Source organism: Lutimonas saemankumensis (assembly GCF_020171465.1).
In the GTDB taxonomy this organism is placed as follows: domain Bacteria; phylum Bacteroidota; class Bacteroidia; order Flavobacteriales; family Flavobacteriaceae; genus Lutimonas; species Lutimonas saemankumensis.
Window position 1 is genome coordinate 1,125,697 of the sequence record NZ_JAIUZR010000003.1, and the last position, 15,386, is coordinate 1,141,082.

Sequence of the window (15,386 nt, forward strand, 5' to 3'; positions counted from 1 at the left end):
TACTTTGAAAAAAGCCTTAAAAAAGTTGTCAAAATAATATTGAATCTTAGTTTTGATCCCTGTTTTGATCAGGTTTTAAAGCAGGCTGTTCCGTACTGACAAGTTCTCCATCAACATAATTCTCCCAGGTACCAACTCTCAAGTCATCTTTGAAGGGTCCTTTTTTGATCAAATCACCGGTTTTTCTGCTGTAGAAAACAGCCATCCCGTTTAATTTACCGTTGGCGTAATTAAAATCCTGGTAAAGGAAGCCCTTAATCGAGTATTTTTTATAGTTACCGTGCAGAAGCCCGTTTTTATAAGTAGTTATTTCGGTAGGTTCTCCTGACAGATAAAATGTCTTGTAGTCTCCTTCAAGCTTACCATTTACATAATTTTCTTCGCTCATGATCGATTTTCCGTCCGGATGATAAAACAGCCATTTTCCCTCTCTCAGCTTTCCTTTCATCATTCCTCTACTTTCAAGAACCCCTTGCGGAGTGTAAAAACTTACTTTGGCCAGGTCACTTGAGGCTTCAAACTCTTTAACAATAATAGGATAGTCAGAATTTGAGGCTGAATAATATTTAAATACGCCTACCTCTTTCCCATGTTCAAAGGTCCCGGTATATCTAACTCGATTATTATTATAGTATTTACGCCACAATCCATGTCTTTTGCCCTCTTCATCCATCTGATTGGTATCTCCCTGACCGTAAAAGACAACGAATTGCAAAAAGCATATTAAAAAAAGGCTAAGTTTCTTCATTGAAATCATATTAGTAATTAGATAACTTAAAATAGCGTAATTTGTTGTTTAAAATCCGTAAATCAAAGGATAAAAATAGAAATATTTTTTAATTTTATTGTTTGCGGCCATTTTTACAGAACCGGGCTTTCATCGTGATAACTTAAAGGTTTTGATACAGTTAAAAAATGAATAGAATACTATTTTAATGGGCAATCAGAGGCTTATCGGCATATTAGAGGGTATTATCAACGCCAAGAGAATCTATCGTGACAGAGCCGCTATGGCCATCTCTGAAAATCCCGACTTATTTCCGGAACTGATTGAAAAGATGTATGATGTTTCTGATCCTCTTCACGTAAAGGCCGCATGGGTACTGGAACTTGTGTGTATGAAAGATCTCAGGGTCTTGGACGACTATATCAGTAAATTTATTCAAGGGCTCCCTCGATTGAGCCATGAAAGCGCATTAAGACCTGCCTCAAAAACCTGTTTTTACTGGTGCTCCTATTATTTTTCAGAAACCTATATTGGACCTGAATTAGGTACAAATGATAAAGAAACAATTATTTCCTGCAATTTTGACTGGCTTATTCAAGATCACAAAGTCGCCACTCAGGTTTTTGCCATGGACACCCTAAATTTATGGTCAATGGAAGAAACGTGGATTGGTCATGAGCTCAGATCGATCTTGGAAATGAAGACTGAATCAGGTTCTTCCGGTTATAAGGCACATGCCAGGAAATTGTTGAAAAATCTATAAAAGAATACCGCAGAAATTACTTAAAGTCCTATTTTTGCAACTTACTAAAAATTGAAACTTTATGAATTTGACTACTTTAAATGCGATTTCTCCCATTGACGGCAGATACAGGAATAAAATAGATGAACTGGGGGCCTATTTTTCAGAAGAAGCATTGATCAAATACAGGGTCAAAATTGAAATTGAATATTTTATTGCCTTATGTCAAATTCCCTTACCTCAGCTTGAGGAATTTGATTCCGGCGTTTTTACTGAACTTCGAAAAATCTATCAGGACTTTAGTACCGAAGATGCTGTCAGGATTAAGGAGATAGAAAATGTGACTAATCACGATGTCAAGGCCGTTGAATATTTTATCAAAGAAAAATTTGACCTGCTCAAATTACAATCTTATAAAGAATTTATCCACTTTGGGCTTACTTCGCAGGATATCAATAATACGGCTATTCCTTTATCTTTAAAAGATGCCTATGAAAATGTTTATTTACCGTCAATCCTTAGCTTAATTGAGAAACTGAGCAGCCTTTCAAGAGAATGGTCAGGCGTATCGATGTTGGCTAAAACCCATGGACAGCCTGCTTCTCCTACGAGATTAGGAAAAGAAATCCTGGTCTTTGTTGAAAGAATAAAACAACAGCTCAAATTGCTGAATGAAGTTCCTTTTGCAGCTAAATTCGGGGGTGCCACCGGTAACTTCAATGCTCATAAAGTAGCCTATCCTTCAAATGACTGGAAAGCGTTTGGAAGCCATTTTGTTCAGAATATCCTTGGACTAAGCCACTCTTTTCCTACCACACAGATCGAACATTACGATCACCTTGCCGCATTTTTTGACGGATTGAAAAGGATCAACACAATAATCATAGACCTTGATCGTGACGTGTGGCAATATATCTCCATGAATTATTTCAAGCAAAAGATCAAAAAAGGTGAAGTAGGATCATCGGCAATGCCTCATAAAGTAAATCCGATTGATTTTGAAAACAGTGAGGGCAATCTTGGTTTAGCCAATGCCATATTCGAGCATTTATCGGCTAAGCTACCTGTTTCCAGGCTACAGCGAGATCTGACGGACTCTACCGTACTTAGAAATATTGGTGTTCCTTTGGGCCATACCATCATATCTATAAAATCAACAATGAAAGGCTTAAATAAGCTATTGCTGAACCAGGAGGCCTTCGACAAAGATCTTGAAGATAATTGGGCGGTTGCTGCAGAGGCCATTCAAACCATTTTAAGAAGAGAAGCCTATCCTGACCCTTATGAGGCCCTAAAGGGTCTTACCAGAACAAATTCAAAAATTGATCAAAAATCAATTGCCGAATTTATCGACACCTTAGATGTCGCGGAACATATCAAAGATGAGTTGAAAGCCATAACTCCTCATAACTATACTGGAATTTAAATCTATTCAATGATGCGCTATTCTTTGCTAATTCTGATTTTTTGTTTCTTCATTTCATGTGATCAGGGTAAGAGGCTGCGCGTTGATGATTTAAAATCGGGTCGTTATAAAACAGTTCTTGAAGATGAACAGACCGAATCTTATGCGACCAGAAATGACTCGATTCAAATTGAAGAATACCAGGGAAGTGTCGATACTTTTGATATTAAATGGATTGATCAGTTTGAATATGTATTGACAAAATCCCGTCCAAAAACTTTGCTTGACAGTACGCCCTTCCACGTAAAGATAACAAGTATCAAAAAGAACGGATACGAATTTAGCGCCTACTACAAGGGCTCAAAGTTCAAACAAAAAGGGACTGCATATAAGCTTGATATAAAATAATTTAGATCTTATAAATTATGGAAATTTTTACGCATATCGATACATGGGTCGCATTTTTCACCCTTACTTTTCTGGAAATCATTTTAGGAATAGATAATATAATCTTTATATCATTAACTGCGGGCAAATTACCGAAGCATCAAATTAGAAAGGCAACCAATATTGGTTTATTGCTGGCCATGGTTTTCAGGATTTTGCTACTCATGGGGGTATCCTATATCATTGCAATGAAAGATCCGTTGTTTTCAGTCAACCTTTCATGGTTTCAAGCCTCTGTTTCCGGACAGAGCTTAATTTTACTGGGAGGTGGTTTTTTCCTCCTTTACAAAAGTACCCGGGAAATTCATCAAAAGGTTGAAGGCATAGAGCACAGTGCCACCAGGACCGATGCTGTCAAATCTACTTTGACCTCGGTTATCATTCAGATTGTTGTTATTGACATTGTCTTCTCATTTGATTCCGTCCTGACGGCAGTTGGAATGACCAATGGCCTCGATGGTGCGCTGGTCGTTATGATCTCAGCTGTTATTGTTTCCATAATCATCATGATGATATTTGCAGTTCCGGTGGGCAAGTTTGTAAATAGACACCCTACGGTTCAGATGCTGGCTTTGTCATTTTTAATTCTTATCGGATTTATGCTGGTAACCGAAAGTGCCCACCTTTCACAGGCCGTGATATTCAAACAGCATGTGGGTGCCATCCCGAAAGGCTACCTATATTTTGCCATCGCTTTTTCTCTGGGAGTTGAAGCGCTTAACATGAAAATGCGAAAGAAACAGGTCAAGGCATAAGGACGGTATTAAACCTATTAAAGCATAGCCGGCATAAATGTCACACTTCCATTGTGCGTTAATTACACCTTCTGTACAGTGACAAATCTACAGAGCCATTACAACAAATTGTGATCAGCTACTGTACCTTATGTTACTTTTACAAGGTTCCCTCAACTCTAATTTTGCAGGAAAATAATTAAATAAGTCCATGCACAAAATAGAGTTACAAAAATCGATACTGGCAAGTGTTTTTGCATTAATAGCATTTGCTTCATTTCAAAAAGCCGGAGCACAGACTACATACCTTATAAGTCTCGAAGAGGTCAAGGCCAAGGCACTGGATAAAAATAAAAGCCTTAAAATTTCCCAACAGGATTACGCTTATGCCAAGGCTCAATATGAAAGTTCCAGTGCCATATTGTTGCCACAGATCAGATTGAGCAACACAAGCACCTTTACAAACAATCCGCTTCATGCCTTTGGTTTTAAATTACTTCAAAGAGATGTTAGTTCGGAAGATTTTGATCCTGATCTGTTAAACAATCCGGGAGATGTAGAAAACTTCAATACTCGAATTGAATTGATGCAGCCCTTGATCAATGTGGATGGATGGAAAGAAAGAAAAACTGCAAATCTCAGCCTGCAGGCATCAGAACTGCAGTCTCAAAGAACCGAAGAATATATTGAACTGGAGGCTATAAGAACCTACATGCAACTTCAGCTTGCGGTAAAATCGGTGGAAGTTATGGAACAGGCCAAATTAACTGCATTGGAAAATCGAAACTGGGCTAAAAATAATCTCGATCAGGGTTTAATTCAAAATGCTTCCTATCTGAACATGGAAGTAAGGGTGGCTGAGATTGAACACAAATTACAACTGGCAAATTCTCATATGAAAAATGTTTCTGAATACCTGTCATTTCTAATAGGTGAAGAAACTAAAGAAATATTAAAACCAACCGAAGGCCTAATCATAAATGATCTGGATGCGGCGGATGAATATTCCTTGAATATGGACAGGAAAGATCTTCTGGCCATGCAATATGCGGTTGAGGCTCAGGAACAAAAGCTTCAATCCTCAAAACTGAAATTTATTCCAAGGGCAAACGCGGTTGCCAATTACGAGTGGAATGATGCCTCATTTATGGGCTTTGGTGCAAATAATTACCTCGTGGGGCTTCAACTTTCATGGGATATTTTCAGCGGTTACAAAAATATTGGAAAAATCCATCAGGAAAAAGCTCAACTGGAAAAGGTAAATCTTGAAAAAGAAAAATACATCCAGGAAAGTGCGCTTGAGGTCAAAAAAGCAGTGAGGCAATTAAACGATGCTAAAAAACAGATTGAGCTTTCAGGCCTGGCCCTTGAGCAATCAAAAGAGGCATATAGAATAACCAATAACAGATTCAAAGAAGGTCTGGAAAAATCGAAGGATCTTCTTTTTGCAGAAACCAAGTATCAGGAAAAAGAACTTGAATACGCACAAGCCATATTCAATTTCAATTTTTCAAAAGTTTATCTAAAATTCTTAACCCAATAAATATTCGTCATGAAACCAGCAATACAAAATTTTAAAATTATTACACTTGTCGTTCTTACGGGAATAATCTCACTGAGTTGTTCAGATCAGAAAGATAGGGATCAAGAACTTCAAGCCCCTGTCACGGTTGAAATTGAAAAATCAGAATCACCTTCCGAAGGGAGCTATTTTAATGCAAGTGGTCAAATTGAAGCTGAAGAATTTGCAAGAATCAGTACAAGAGTAATGGGTTATGTGACCAAGGTTTATGTAAAAGTAGGTCAGCAGGTTCATAAAGGTGATGCTTTGATAGACATCAACAACAGTGATGTTCAGGCAAAGAAAGCCGAAGCTGAATCCGGTGTACTACAGGCACAGGCACGCTATAATTCGGCCGAGAAGGATTTAAAACGTTATCAGAATCTTTACAATCAAAACAGTGCTTCTGAAAAGGAGCTCGAAGAAATTAAGACTCATTTTGAAATTGCAAAAGCGCAGTTGGAAGGGGCAGTAAAAGTAAGGAATGAGGTTGAGGACATGTTGTCTTACTCCAATGTTAAAGCTCCATTTAGCGGTGTAATAACTTCTAAATCGGTAAAAAAAGGTGATTTGGCCAAACCGGGGTTTCCACTTTTAAATTTGGAAAGACCAGGACAATATATTGCTGCAGTAATGGTTCCGGAAAGTCAAATCTCATATATCAAAGTTGACAGCAAGGTAAATGTTCTGGTCAAGTCTTCAGGGCAAAATATTCTAGGTATTGTTGATGAAGTCAGCACCTCATCATTTAATTCAGGCGGTCAATATCTTGTAAAGATTAAGCTTGATAAACATCAGAAAACTTCATTATACAGCGGGATGTTTGTGTCGGCATCTTTTAAGGGATGCCATGAAATGTTTCAGCCTGTACTTATACCTAATTCCGCAATCGTAAGGAAAGGAGACCTCCAGGGAATTTATACAGTTTCTTCCTCGGGAACCGCCATTTTGCGCTGGTTAAAACTAGGTAAAAACCATGGTGAATTCTCTGAAGTACTGTCTGGCCTGGCCCCAGGTGAAGAATATATCGTTAAAGCAGAAGGCAAATTGTATAACGGAGCAAGGCTCAACATAAAATAGAAGATCATGGATAAAGGATTTGCAGGAAAAATAGCTTCGGTCTTTTTACAATCCAAACTGACCATTTTACTGATGATCATTTTTATGATCATAGGTGTGTACAGCTCCTACCTGATCCCCAGAGAGGAAGAACCTCAAATTGAGGTACCCATTGCCGATATATTTGTCGGGTACCCTGGGGCATCCCCCGTGGAAATAGAGTCTAAAGTGGCTAAACCACTGGAAAAAATAGTGAGTAACCTGCCAGGGGTTGAGTACGTTTACTCCACCTCTATGAATGGTAAGGCAATGCTCATTGTACAGTTCTATGTTGGAGAAGATCTCGAAAGGTCCTTTGTTCAACTCTATAATGAGATCATTAAGCACATGGACCAAATACCCCAGGGGGTTCAATTACCCCTTGTTAAAACACGGGCCATTGACGATGTACCTGTACTTGGACTTACTTTTTGGAGCAATACCTATGATGATTTTCAGCTAAAGCAGCTTGTAGAGGAGGTAAACTCTGAGATTGAGATGGTCAAGGGAGTTGCTATTACGAATATCATAGGAGGCAGAAGTCAGGAAGTAAGTGTATATCTTGATAAGGATAAACTCGCCGAAAACCATTTGGATATCCTGAGTGTCTCTCAGATGATCCAGGCAAGTAACCTTCAGTCCAAATCAGGAAACATCAATAAAAACGATGAACTACTAAGTATTCATACTGGTGATTTCCTTCATTCTCTCGAAGATGTTGAAAACCTTATTGTAGGTGTCAATGAAAACAAACCGGTTTATCTTCATCAGGTAGCTCATCTTAATTACGGAGCCGAATCCTCAAAGGAGTATGTTAATTTTGGATACGGAAAAGCCTCTGATAATCGAATTCAGCATCCTGACCTTTACAACGCGGTTACACTATCTGTTGGAAAACAAAAGGGAGGAGATGCCATGAAGGTTTCCAAAGTAATTCTGGATAAAATTGAAGAGCTCAAAAAGACCTTAATCCCTGATGAGGTTCAGGTTACTGTTTCAAGAAACTATGGTGCAACGGCCTCACAAAAAGTATCCGAATTATTGAGTCATTTGTTCATTGCGATTATTTCTGTTTCGCTTGTGGTGATGCTCGCCATGGGATGGAGAGGCGGTCTTGTGGTCTTCCTTTCCGTACCTGTAACCTTTGCATTAACCCTGTTCAGCTACTATTTTATGGATTACACCTTAAATCGAATCACTTTATTCGCGTTGGTTTTTGTAACAGGTATCGTTGTCGATGATTCCATTATCATCGCCGAAAACATGCACAGGCATTTTAAAATGAAAAGGCTTCCTTTTAAACAGGCGGCAATTTACGCTATAAACGAGGTTGGAAATCCAACAATCCTGGCAACTTTTACAGTTATAGCCGCGGTACTTCCTATGGCATTCGTATCGGGTCTTATGGGTCCTTATATGAGCCCTATGCCTATCGGGGCTTCAATTGCCATGCTGATCTCGCTTTTTGTGGCCTTAACAATCACTCCCTATCTGGGCTACATATTTCTAAGAGAAAAGGATAAGTCCTCTGACGAGAAGAAGAAAAAGCCAAAAACATTGGAATCCTCAAAAATTTATAAGGTCTACAGAAAGACACTGGATCCGCTGCTGGATAACAAAATATACCGTTTTGCATTTTTTGGCATAAATATTCTAATGCTGTTGGCTACTTCGGCCATGTTCCTGACCAAATCAGTAGCTGTTAAAATGCTTCCTTTTGACAATAAAAATGAATTTCAGGTGATCATTGATATGCCTGAAGGAACAACATTGGAGAGAACAGACATGGTAGCCAAGGAAATCATGCAATACATCAGGGAAAGTGAATATGTAGAGCACTACCAATCCTATACGGGTACCGCCTCCCCTATAACCTTTAACGGGCTGGTTCGTCATTATGACCTAAGAATAGGGAACAACATGGCAGACATTCAGGTCAACCTGATCGATAAGGGTGATCGGAAGGAACAGAGTCATTATATCTCAACAGTATTCAGGCCTGGGATACAGGCTATTGGATCAAAGTTTAATGCAAATATTAAAATTGTTGAGGTTCCGCCAGGCCCTCCTGTGCTTTCAACCTTAGTAGCCGAAGTTTACGGGCCGGATCATAAGGAACAGATAAATATAGCGCGCCAGTTAAAAGATCATTTTGGAACAACTGATGATGTCGTGGACATTGACTGGATGATCGAAGCCGATCAGACTGAGTACAAATTCATGATCGATAAAGAGAAATCAATGATCTACGGAATCAGTCCGCAGCAAATCGTGAATACCATGCAAATGTCCTTGTCCAATCAACCCATTGGCAAGTTGTACAGAGATCATTCCAACAGTGACGTGGGAATTGTGTTGAAATTTGAGGATAAGGAGATTGGTTCAGTTCAGGATCTTCTTCAGTTTAAAGTACTTTCAAATCAGGGCCAGGCCATTCCAATTGGGGATCTGGTCCAGGTAAAAGAGGACACGATTGAAAAAAGCATAATGAGAAAAAATCAGCGAAGAGTTGTTTATGTAACGGCTGACATGGCCGGAAACCTTGAAAGTCCTGTCTACGCTTTATTGAGTTTGTCTGATAGATTAAGGGATATAAAGATGCCTGAAGGATATGAACTTAAGGAGGAATGGAATCAACAGCCCGGTAATACTGATGACTATACAGTGAAATGGGACGGAGAATGGCAGATCACCTTTGAGGTGTTCCGTGATCTTGGGGCTGCCTTTGCCGTGGTGGTTATCATTATTTATATGCTTCTGGTAGGATGGTTCCAAAGCTTCAGGTCGCCGATTGTCATGCTCATAGCCATACCTCTCTCTTTGGTAGGTATTATTTTGGGGCATTGGGTTTTTGACGCCTACTTTACGGCAACTTCCATGATTGGCCTTATAGCACTTGCAGGGATCATGGTCAGAAATTCAGTCTTGCTCGTTGACTTTATCAACCTGAGAATTGAGGAAGGTATCGGTCTGAGGCAAGCTGTCATTGAGGCCGGGGCAGTGAGAACAACACCGATTTTGCTTACGGCAGGAACGGTGGTTATCGGAGCCGTGGTCATGTTATTTGACCCCATTTTTCAAGGCCTTGCCATCTCACTTCTGGGAGGAACCATTTTTTCAACCTTCCTGACCTTACTTGCGGTCCCTCTGATCTATTATTATCTGGAAAGATCAAAATTTAAATCTAAAAACTAAAGAACATGAAACTACTTCTGGTTACTGCAGTTAAATCTTATCAAAAAGAGGCTGCGAAATTGTTAAAAGAATCAGGTATAAAAGCATTTAGCCACGCCGATATCAATGGGTTTAAAAGTCTTGATGAAAGAAGTATTCAGGACAACTGGTTTTCGGGTTCTTCCGAAAATGTGAAGTCTGTGCTGTTTTTCAGTTTTGCAAATGAAACAGACGTAAATGGCTTTTTAAATAAACTCGATGAATTCAATCATAAATTAGAAAGCGACAACCCTCTAAAAGCTGCAGTTTTAAGCATAGAGACTTTTCGCTAGGCATAAGTGAGTACAATTAAAATATAAAATTATGATACATAGATATATCAACAGCATAGCCGGTACATTCATCCTCATAAGTCTCGCACTGGCTCATTTTGTAAACCCCAACTGGATTTGGTTCACAGCATTTGTAGGGGCCAATCTTCTGCAATCAGGATTCACAAACTGGTGCCTGATGTCGGTGATTCTGAAAAAGTTGGGAGTAAAATGATTCTCGCGTTTTCTAAATTCACCCCATAAGCAGTATTTCAAATCCAATACGAAGTAGGGGCTGAAATATCGTATTGGGATTAAATTTTGATTTCCAAAGGACCCTGCAATATGCTTCAAATTTAATTGAGAAAAATATTGCGATTTTCTGTGAATTTTTAACTTGTGTTGTAACCGCAATTCCTAAATTTGGCATATCAAATCAATTGACATGGAAAAAAGGTTAATAGAATGTGTTCCAAACATTAGTGAAGGACGAGATATTCATAAAATCAATGAAATAGCTGCTGTGGTAGAATCTGTAGAGGGCATTAAACTTCTGGACGTGGATCCGGGTAAAGCCACTAACAGAACGGTGATCACCTTTGTGGGAGAACCTGAACAGGTTATTGAATCAGCTTTTAGGTTAATCAAAAAAGCTGCTGAACTGATAGACATGTCAAAGCATTCTGGTGAGCATCCCAGGTTTGGCGCTACTGATGTTTGCCCTCTTGTACCCATTTCGGGCATAAGCCTGGAGGAGACAGCCAAATTTGCCCATCAACTCGGTGAACGTGTGGGAAAAGAACTTGGAATTCCGGGATATTTCTATGAAAAAGCAGCTAAAAAAGAAGATCGTGTAAACCTGGCAAACTGCCGGTCCGGAGAATATGAAGGTTTGAAGGACAAGTTCAAAGATAAAAACTGGAAACCCGATTTTGGGCCTGATGAATTTAACGATTCAGTGGCCGCTTCAGGTGCTACGGCCATTTCGGCAAGAGATTTTCTCATTGCTTACAATGTAAATTTGAACACAACTTCAACAAGAAGAGCGAATGCCATAGCTTTTGACATCAGAGAGGCAGGGAGAATCAAAAGGGAGGGAAACCCCGCTACGGGTAAAAAAGTTTTGGATGCCAAGGGAGAACCGGTAAGAATTCCCGGGAAATTGAAGGCCGTGAAAGGCATTGGCTGGTATATAGAAGAGTATGGAATTGCACAGATTTCGTACAACCTTACAAATATAAGCATCACCTCGATGCATGAAGCTTTTGACGAAACTTGTAAGGCAGCAGATAAGAGAGGGCTCCGAGTTACAGGATCCGAACTTGTTGGGTTAATACCCTTGCAGGCCATGCTTGATGCAGCTGACTTTTATCTGAAGAAACAAGAGCGTTCTCTCGGAATAGCAGAAAGCGAAAAAATAAAAATAGCTGTAAAGTCTCTTGGATTGGACGACCTGAAACCCTTTAATCCAGATGAAAAAATCATAGAATACCTTCTTGATCGGACAAATGAAAAGAAGTTGATCGACCTTAGCGCCGGAGATTTGGCGGAAGAAACGGCTAGTGAATCGATGGCTCCCGGAGGAGGTTCAATTTCTGCTTATGTTGGCGCACTGGGAGTTTCTCTCGGTACTATGGTAGCGAACCTTTCTGCCCACAAGGCAGGATGGGATGAAAAATGGTCCTTTTTTTCTAAATGGGCTGAAAAGGGTCAGCAGTATAAAGACCGGCTCCTGTATCTGGTTGATGAAGATACCAATTCTTTTAATCAAATAATTGCAGCTTTCAGGATGCCCAAGGGCACTGAAGAAGAGAAAAAGCTGCGCCTTCAGGCTGTTGAAGATGCCACAAAATACGCAACCGAAATTCCATTTCAGGTAATGCAGACTGCCTTTGACTCTATGGAAGTTATGCAGGCTATGATATCAGATGGCCTTCCGAATTCGCTTTCGGATGCAGGGGTCGGGATCTTGTGTGCAAGGACCGCTGTTTTAGGTGCCTATTTTAATGTCAGGATCAACGCAAAAGACATTAAGGATACGGATTTTGTTAAAGATATCCTTTCACGAGCCGAAGAAATCTATCACAAGACTCTCAAAGTTGAAAAGGACGTTATCTCGATTATTGATACCCGAATTTAAGAGTTATTTCAAATTTTTAATTCTCTTAAATCAACAGTGGAAGGATTTAAAAGTGGTAAAGAAAATTGATTAAATTCATTCTCTCAGTTTGCCAAGGAATACACTGGCCTTGCCGTTAAACGGATTTCCCGATGAGCGACGAAAGGAAGCAACCTGTCCGCAATGCCATATGGCATCAGCTATAGGTCCGTTGATCTGATTCCATAAAGGATACGTTTTCGATCCGGACCTGCCTTTAAAAACGATATTAAATTCGTCGAGATCCTCACTTTCCCTGAAAATATCAGCAGCCGTTTTCAAATTATTCAGTGTAAGTTTTCGCTTTTCATCAAAAGTCATGTTTGTAAAATCATTTCCTTCATTCACTTGGTTCAAAGCTGAATTTAGTATGACATAAGAGAGGTTCAAGATATGATCTATAGTTTCTTCTGTTGTTCTCGCCTCCTCAGAAGGCCTGTAAACAAGATCTTGATCCCTTAACCCTTCACTGGCCCAATAATATCGAAATCCAAGACCATCAACCATTCTGGCAAGAACTGTACCTCCCGTATAATTTTCAGAGGCCTCGGGAATTTCATAATAAGGTAAGTCCATGCTATTATTTTGTGCCTGGGTCATAAAGAAATGAAAACTTAGGATAAAACTGATTAAAAACTTATTTTTCATACAAGATATTAATTTTTTATAGGTAACTGAAGCTGATTCTTCAAACCGTATTTATCATAAAGATAAATTAATGAGGTCATGGTGGCCGCACCGAGTTCAAGTTCTCTTTTATTAACCGCATCAAAGGTATCAATACTGGTATGATGATGATCAAAATATCTTTGAGAATCAGGCCTTAAACCAGCCAAAACCATTCCTTCAGTCTTTAACGGGCCAATATCTGCTCCACTTCCTCCCTTTTCAAAATAATGGATCAGATAGGGCTTAAAAAGAGGTTCCCAGGATTTGATCTGTTCAAATTCTTCATCACTGCAATCAAACGAAAATCCTCGAGGCGTAAATCCTCCTGAATCGCTCTCCAGGGCCATAATATGATGTTCATTTTTCGATTTTGCAACTTCTGCATATTTTCTTCCACCCCTTAAACCATTCTCTTCGTTCATAAACAAAACTACCCTAATGGTTCTTTTTGGTTCAATTCCTGCCTGCTTTAACATCCTCAAAACTTCCATCGACTGGACAACCCCCGCCCCGTCGTCATGAGATCCATCACCCAAATCCCAGGAATCAAGATGGCCACCAACGATAATAATTTCATTTGGGAATTCGCTACCTGTAATCTCGCCAATTACATTAAATGATTCAACATCCTCCAACTTCTCGCAACGCTGTCTAAAGTTAATCGTTAAACCGGGATCCTTCTTCAAAGCCGCGCTCAGCGCTTCAGCATCCCTTGTGCTTATCGCAGCAGACGGAACCCTTTTTTCAACGGGTAAATCTCCATAGGTCATGGCTCCTGTATGCGGATAGTTGTCCAAGCGCAGTGTCATCGATCGCACGATCACCCCTTTCGCCCCAAGCTTTCCCGCTTCCATGGCCCCCGCATACCTTTGATCCACACATCCTCCGTAAGCCTGAAATGTGTGAATCAAAGTAGGTTCCATCGGCCGATTAAAAAATACAATCTTTCCTTTGATCATTTCTGCTCCAAGGTCTTTCATTTCATTTATCCCATGCACCTCAATTACCTGGCCCTCCGTACCTTGTTCGGGTGTGGCTACAGACCCTCCCAAGGCGCAAATATTCATTTCGTGACGATTTCCGTTTGTTAAAAAATATCCCGTCTCCTTTTCACCCCGGATCCAGTAGGGCACCATAACAGGTTGCAGCCAAACCTTGTCAAGGCCAATGCTTTCTAATTCAGCTTTTGTATATTCCACGGCATCATGAGCTCCTTTAGAACCTGAAAGCCTCCCTCCTATTTCATTGGAAAGATGATCCAGCCATTGATAACTCATTCCTTTTGTCAGGGAATTGGCATAAATATTCTTAATAATTTCTTCATCGTTTTGCGCATTCGCCGCCAAAACCAGAAGAAACGCAGAAAAAAATGATCTTAACTTCATAAATATGATTCTTTTTATTAGGTCCAATAATCGATAACCAGAACATCATCAACCTTTGGTTTTAATTGTTTGACAAACTTCAAATGCTCAGGATGCGGCAAATAAGCGTCCCTGCTTTTATCATCTTTAAATGTAAGAACAAAAGCATGAGTAAATCCCTTGTTTAATCCTTCGGGAGAACTGTTCAGTCCCCATTCAAAGTCTTTTATTGCTCCGATTCGATCTATGGCATACAAAAAAGACTGTTCAGCCTCGAAAATGGAATCTTTGGATACTTTTTCTTTAAATTTTAACAATACTACATGCCGAAGCACTTTTGCTGATGTTTCATTTGACATGAATACAATGGTCTTTAATTTTCGAAGGTTCCAATTTCCGAAAAAAGTATTGAAGAAAAAAAAGATATTGGTATTCCGGCATAAGATCAGGAAATCAAAATCGAAATGAATCCCTTTGAGATGTTCTGTTCAATTGCCTATATTTACTGCTCTGGGTCCAATTACAATTGCCGGGAACCCACCTTTATTAAAACTTATGATTATGAGTAGTTTAACCCCATTCCATCTTGCTATCCCTGTCCAGGACCTTGAATTATGCAGAAATTTTTACGGAAAGGTACTTGGGTGCAGGGAAGGGAGAAGTGATACTCACTGGGTAGATTTCGATTTTTTTGGCCACCAGCTTGTGATTCATCAAAAACCTGCTGCTGAGGAAAAACATAAGAAAAGCTCCAATCCTGTTGACGGACATGACGTTCCGGTCCCCCATTTTGGAGTTGTACTTGAATGGGAAAAGTGGCACGGGTTAAAAGATTCCCTTCGCCATAAAGGAATTGAATTTATTATTGAACCCTATATTAGATTTGAAGGAAAGCCCGGTGAGCAGGCTACCATGTTTTTTCTCGACCCTGAGGGAAACGCTTTGGAATTTAAATCCTTTAAAGATCCAACGAAGCTATTCGCAACCTGACAAAAA

General features: G+C 39.7%; 15 protein-coding genes. 11 read left to right on the forward strand and 4 right to left on the reverse strand.

Annotated features, from left to right (window positions below; genetic code table 11):
• Positions 1-46 precede the first annotated feature (46 nt).
• The gene (locus LCM02_RS06520; RefSeq protein ID WP_224927516.1) at positions 47-748 is read right to left on the reverse strand and encodes a toxin-antitoxin system YwqK family antitoxin; all 702 of its coding nucleotides are present in this window, start codon (positions 746-748) and stop codon (positions 47-49) included.
• A 187-nt stretch (positions 749-935) separates the two neighbouring features.
• On the opposite strand from LCM02_RS06520, the gene LCM02_RS06525 reads away from it, so the two are divergent.
• From LCM02_RS06525 to ftcD, 10 genes are all read left to right on the forward strand, one after another.
• On the forward strand, positions 936-1,490 hold the full coding sequence (locus LCM02_RS06525) for a hypothetical protein (RefSeq protein WP_224927517.1): 555 nt from the start codon (positions 936-938) through the stop codon (positions 1,488-1,490).
• Between the two features lie 61 nt (positions 1,491-1,551).
• Entirely contained in the window at positions 1,552-2,895 is a 1,344-nt protein-coding gene (gene purB / locus LCM02_RS06530) for an adenylosuccinate lyase (protein ID WP_224927518.1), read from the forward strand.
• 9 nt (positions 2,896-2,904) lie between these two features.
• The gene (locus LCM02_RS06535; RefSeq protein WP_224927519.1) at positions 2,905-3,282 is read left to right on the forward strand and encodes a hypothetical protein; all 378 of its coding nucleotides are present in this window, start codon (positions 2,905-2,907) and stop codon (positions 3,280-3,282) included.
• A 17-nt stretch (positions 3,283-3,299) separates the two neighbouring features.
• The gene (locus LCM02_RS06540) at positions 3,300-4,076 is read left to right on the forward strand and encodes a TerC family protein (RefSeq protein WP_224927520.1); all 777 of its coding nucleotides are present in this window, start codon (positions 3,300-3,302) and stop codon (positions 4,074-4,076) included.
• Positions 4,077-4,266: 190 nt separating this feature from the next.
• Positions 4,267-5,598 carry a TolC family protein gene (locus LCM02_RS06545; RefSeq protein ID WP_224927521.1) on the forward strand — a complete coding sequence of 444 codons (1,332 nt, stop codon included), beginning with the start codon at positions 4,267-4,269 and terminating at the stop codon, positions 5,596-5,598.
• 9 nt (positions 5,599-5,607) lie between these two features.
• Complete coding sequence (locus LCM02_RS06550; protein WP_224927522.1) at positions 5,608-6,696, forward strand: efflux RND transporter periplasmic adaptor subunit; 1,089 nt, start codon at positions 5,608-5,610, stop codon at positions 6,694-6,696.
• A 6-nt stretch (positions 6,697-6,702) separates the two neighbouring features.
• Positions 6,703-9,909 carry an efflux RND transporter permease subunit gene (locus tag LCM02_RS06555; protein ID WP_224927523.1) on the forward strand — a complete coding sequence of 1,069 codons (3,207 nt, stop codon included), beginning with the start codon at positions 6,703-6,705 and terminating at the stop codon, positions 9,907-9,909.
• A gap of 5 nt (positions 9,910-9,914) precedes the next feature.
• Entirely contained in the window at positions 9,915-10,220 is a 306-nt protein-coding gene (locus LCM02_RS06560; RefSeq protein WP_224927524.1) for a hypothetical protein, read from the forward strand.
• A gap of 31 nt (positions 10,221-10,251) precedes the next feature.
• On the forward strand, positions 10,252-10,434 hold the full coding sequence (locus LCM02_RS06565) for a YgaP family membrane protein (RefSeq protein WP_224927525.1): 183 nt from the start codon (positions 10,252-10,254) through the stop codon (positions 10,432-10,434).
• 210 nt (positions 10,435-10,644) lie between these two features.
• Positions 10,645-12,339 carry a glutamate formimidoyltransferase gene (gene ftcD / locus LCM02_RS06570; protein WP_224927526.1) on the forward strand — a complete coding sequence of 565 codons (1,695 nt, stop codon included), beginning with the start codon at positions 10,645-10,647 and terminating at the stop codon, positions 12,337-12,339.
• Positions 12,340-12,414: 75 nt separating this feature from the next.
• On the opposite strand, the gene LCM02_RS06575 is transcribed toward ftcD, so the two are convergent.
• Genes LCM02_RS06575 through LCM02_RS06585 form a run of 3 tightly spaced genes read right to left on the reverse strand, consistent with a single transcriptional unit; the run spans position 12,415 to position 14,749 of the window.
• A complete protein-coding gene (locus LCM02_RS06575; RefSeq protein WP_224927527.1) occupies positions 12,415-13,005 on the reverse strand; it encodes a hypothetical protein in 591 nt (196 codons plus the stop codon).
• Positions 13,006-13,013: 8 nt separating this feature from the next.
• The gene (locus tag LCM02_RS06580; protein ID WP_224927528.1) at positions 13,014-14,411 is read right to left on the reverse strand and encodes a M20/M25/M40 family metallo-hydrolase; all 1,398 of its coding nucleotides are present in this window, start codon (positions 14,409-14,411) and stop codon (positions 13,014-13,016) included.
• 17 nt (positions 14,412-14,428) lie between these two features.
• Complete coding sequence (locus LCM02_RS06585) at positions 14,429-14,749, reverse strand: Dabb family protein (RefSeq protein ID WP_224927529.1); 321 nt, start codon at positions 14,747-14,749, stop codon at positions 14,429-14,431.
• Between the two features lie 202 nt (positions 14,750-14,951).
• Between LCM02_RS06585 and LCM02_RS06590 the strand changes: the two genes are divergently transcribed.
• Positions 14,952-15,380: a VOC family protein gene (locus tag LCM02_RS06590; protein WP_224927530.1), complete on the forward strand. Its 429-nt coding sequence runs from the start codon at positions 14,952-14,954 to the stop codon at positions 15,378-15,380.
• Positions 15,381-15,386: the final 6 nt, after the last annotated feature.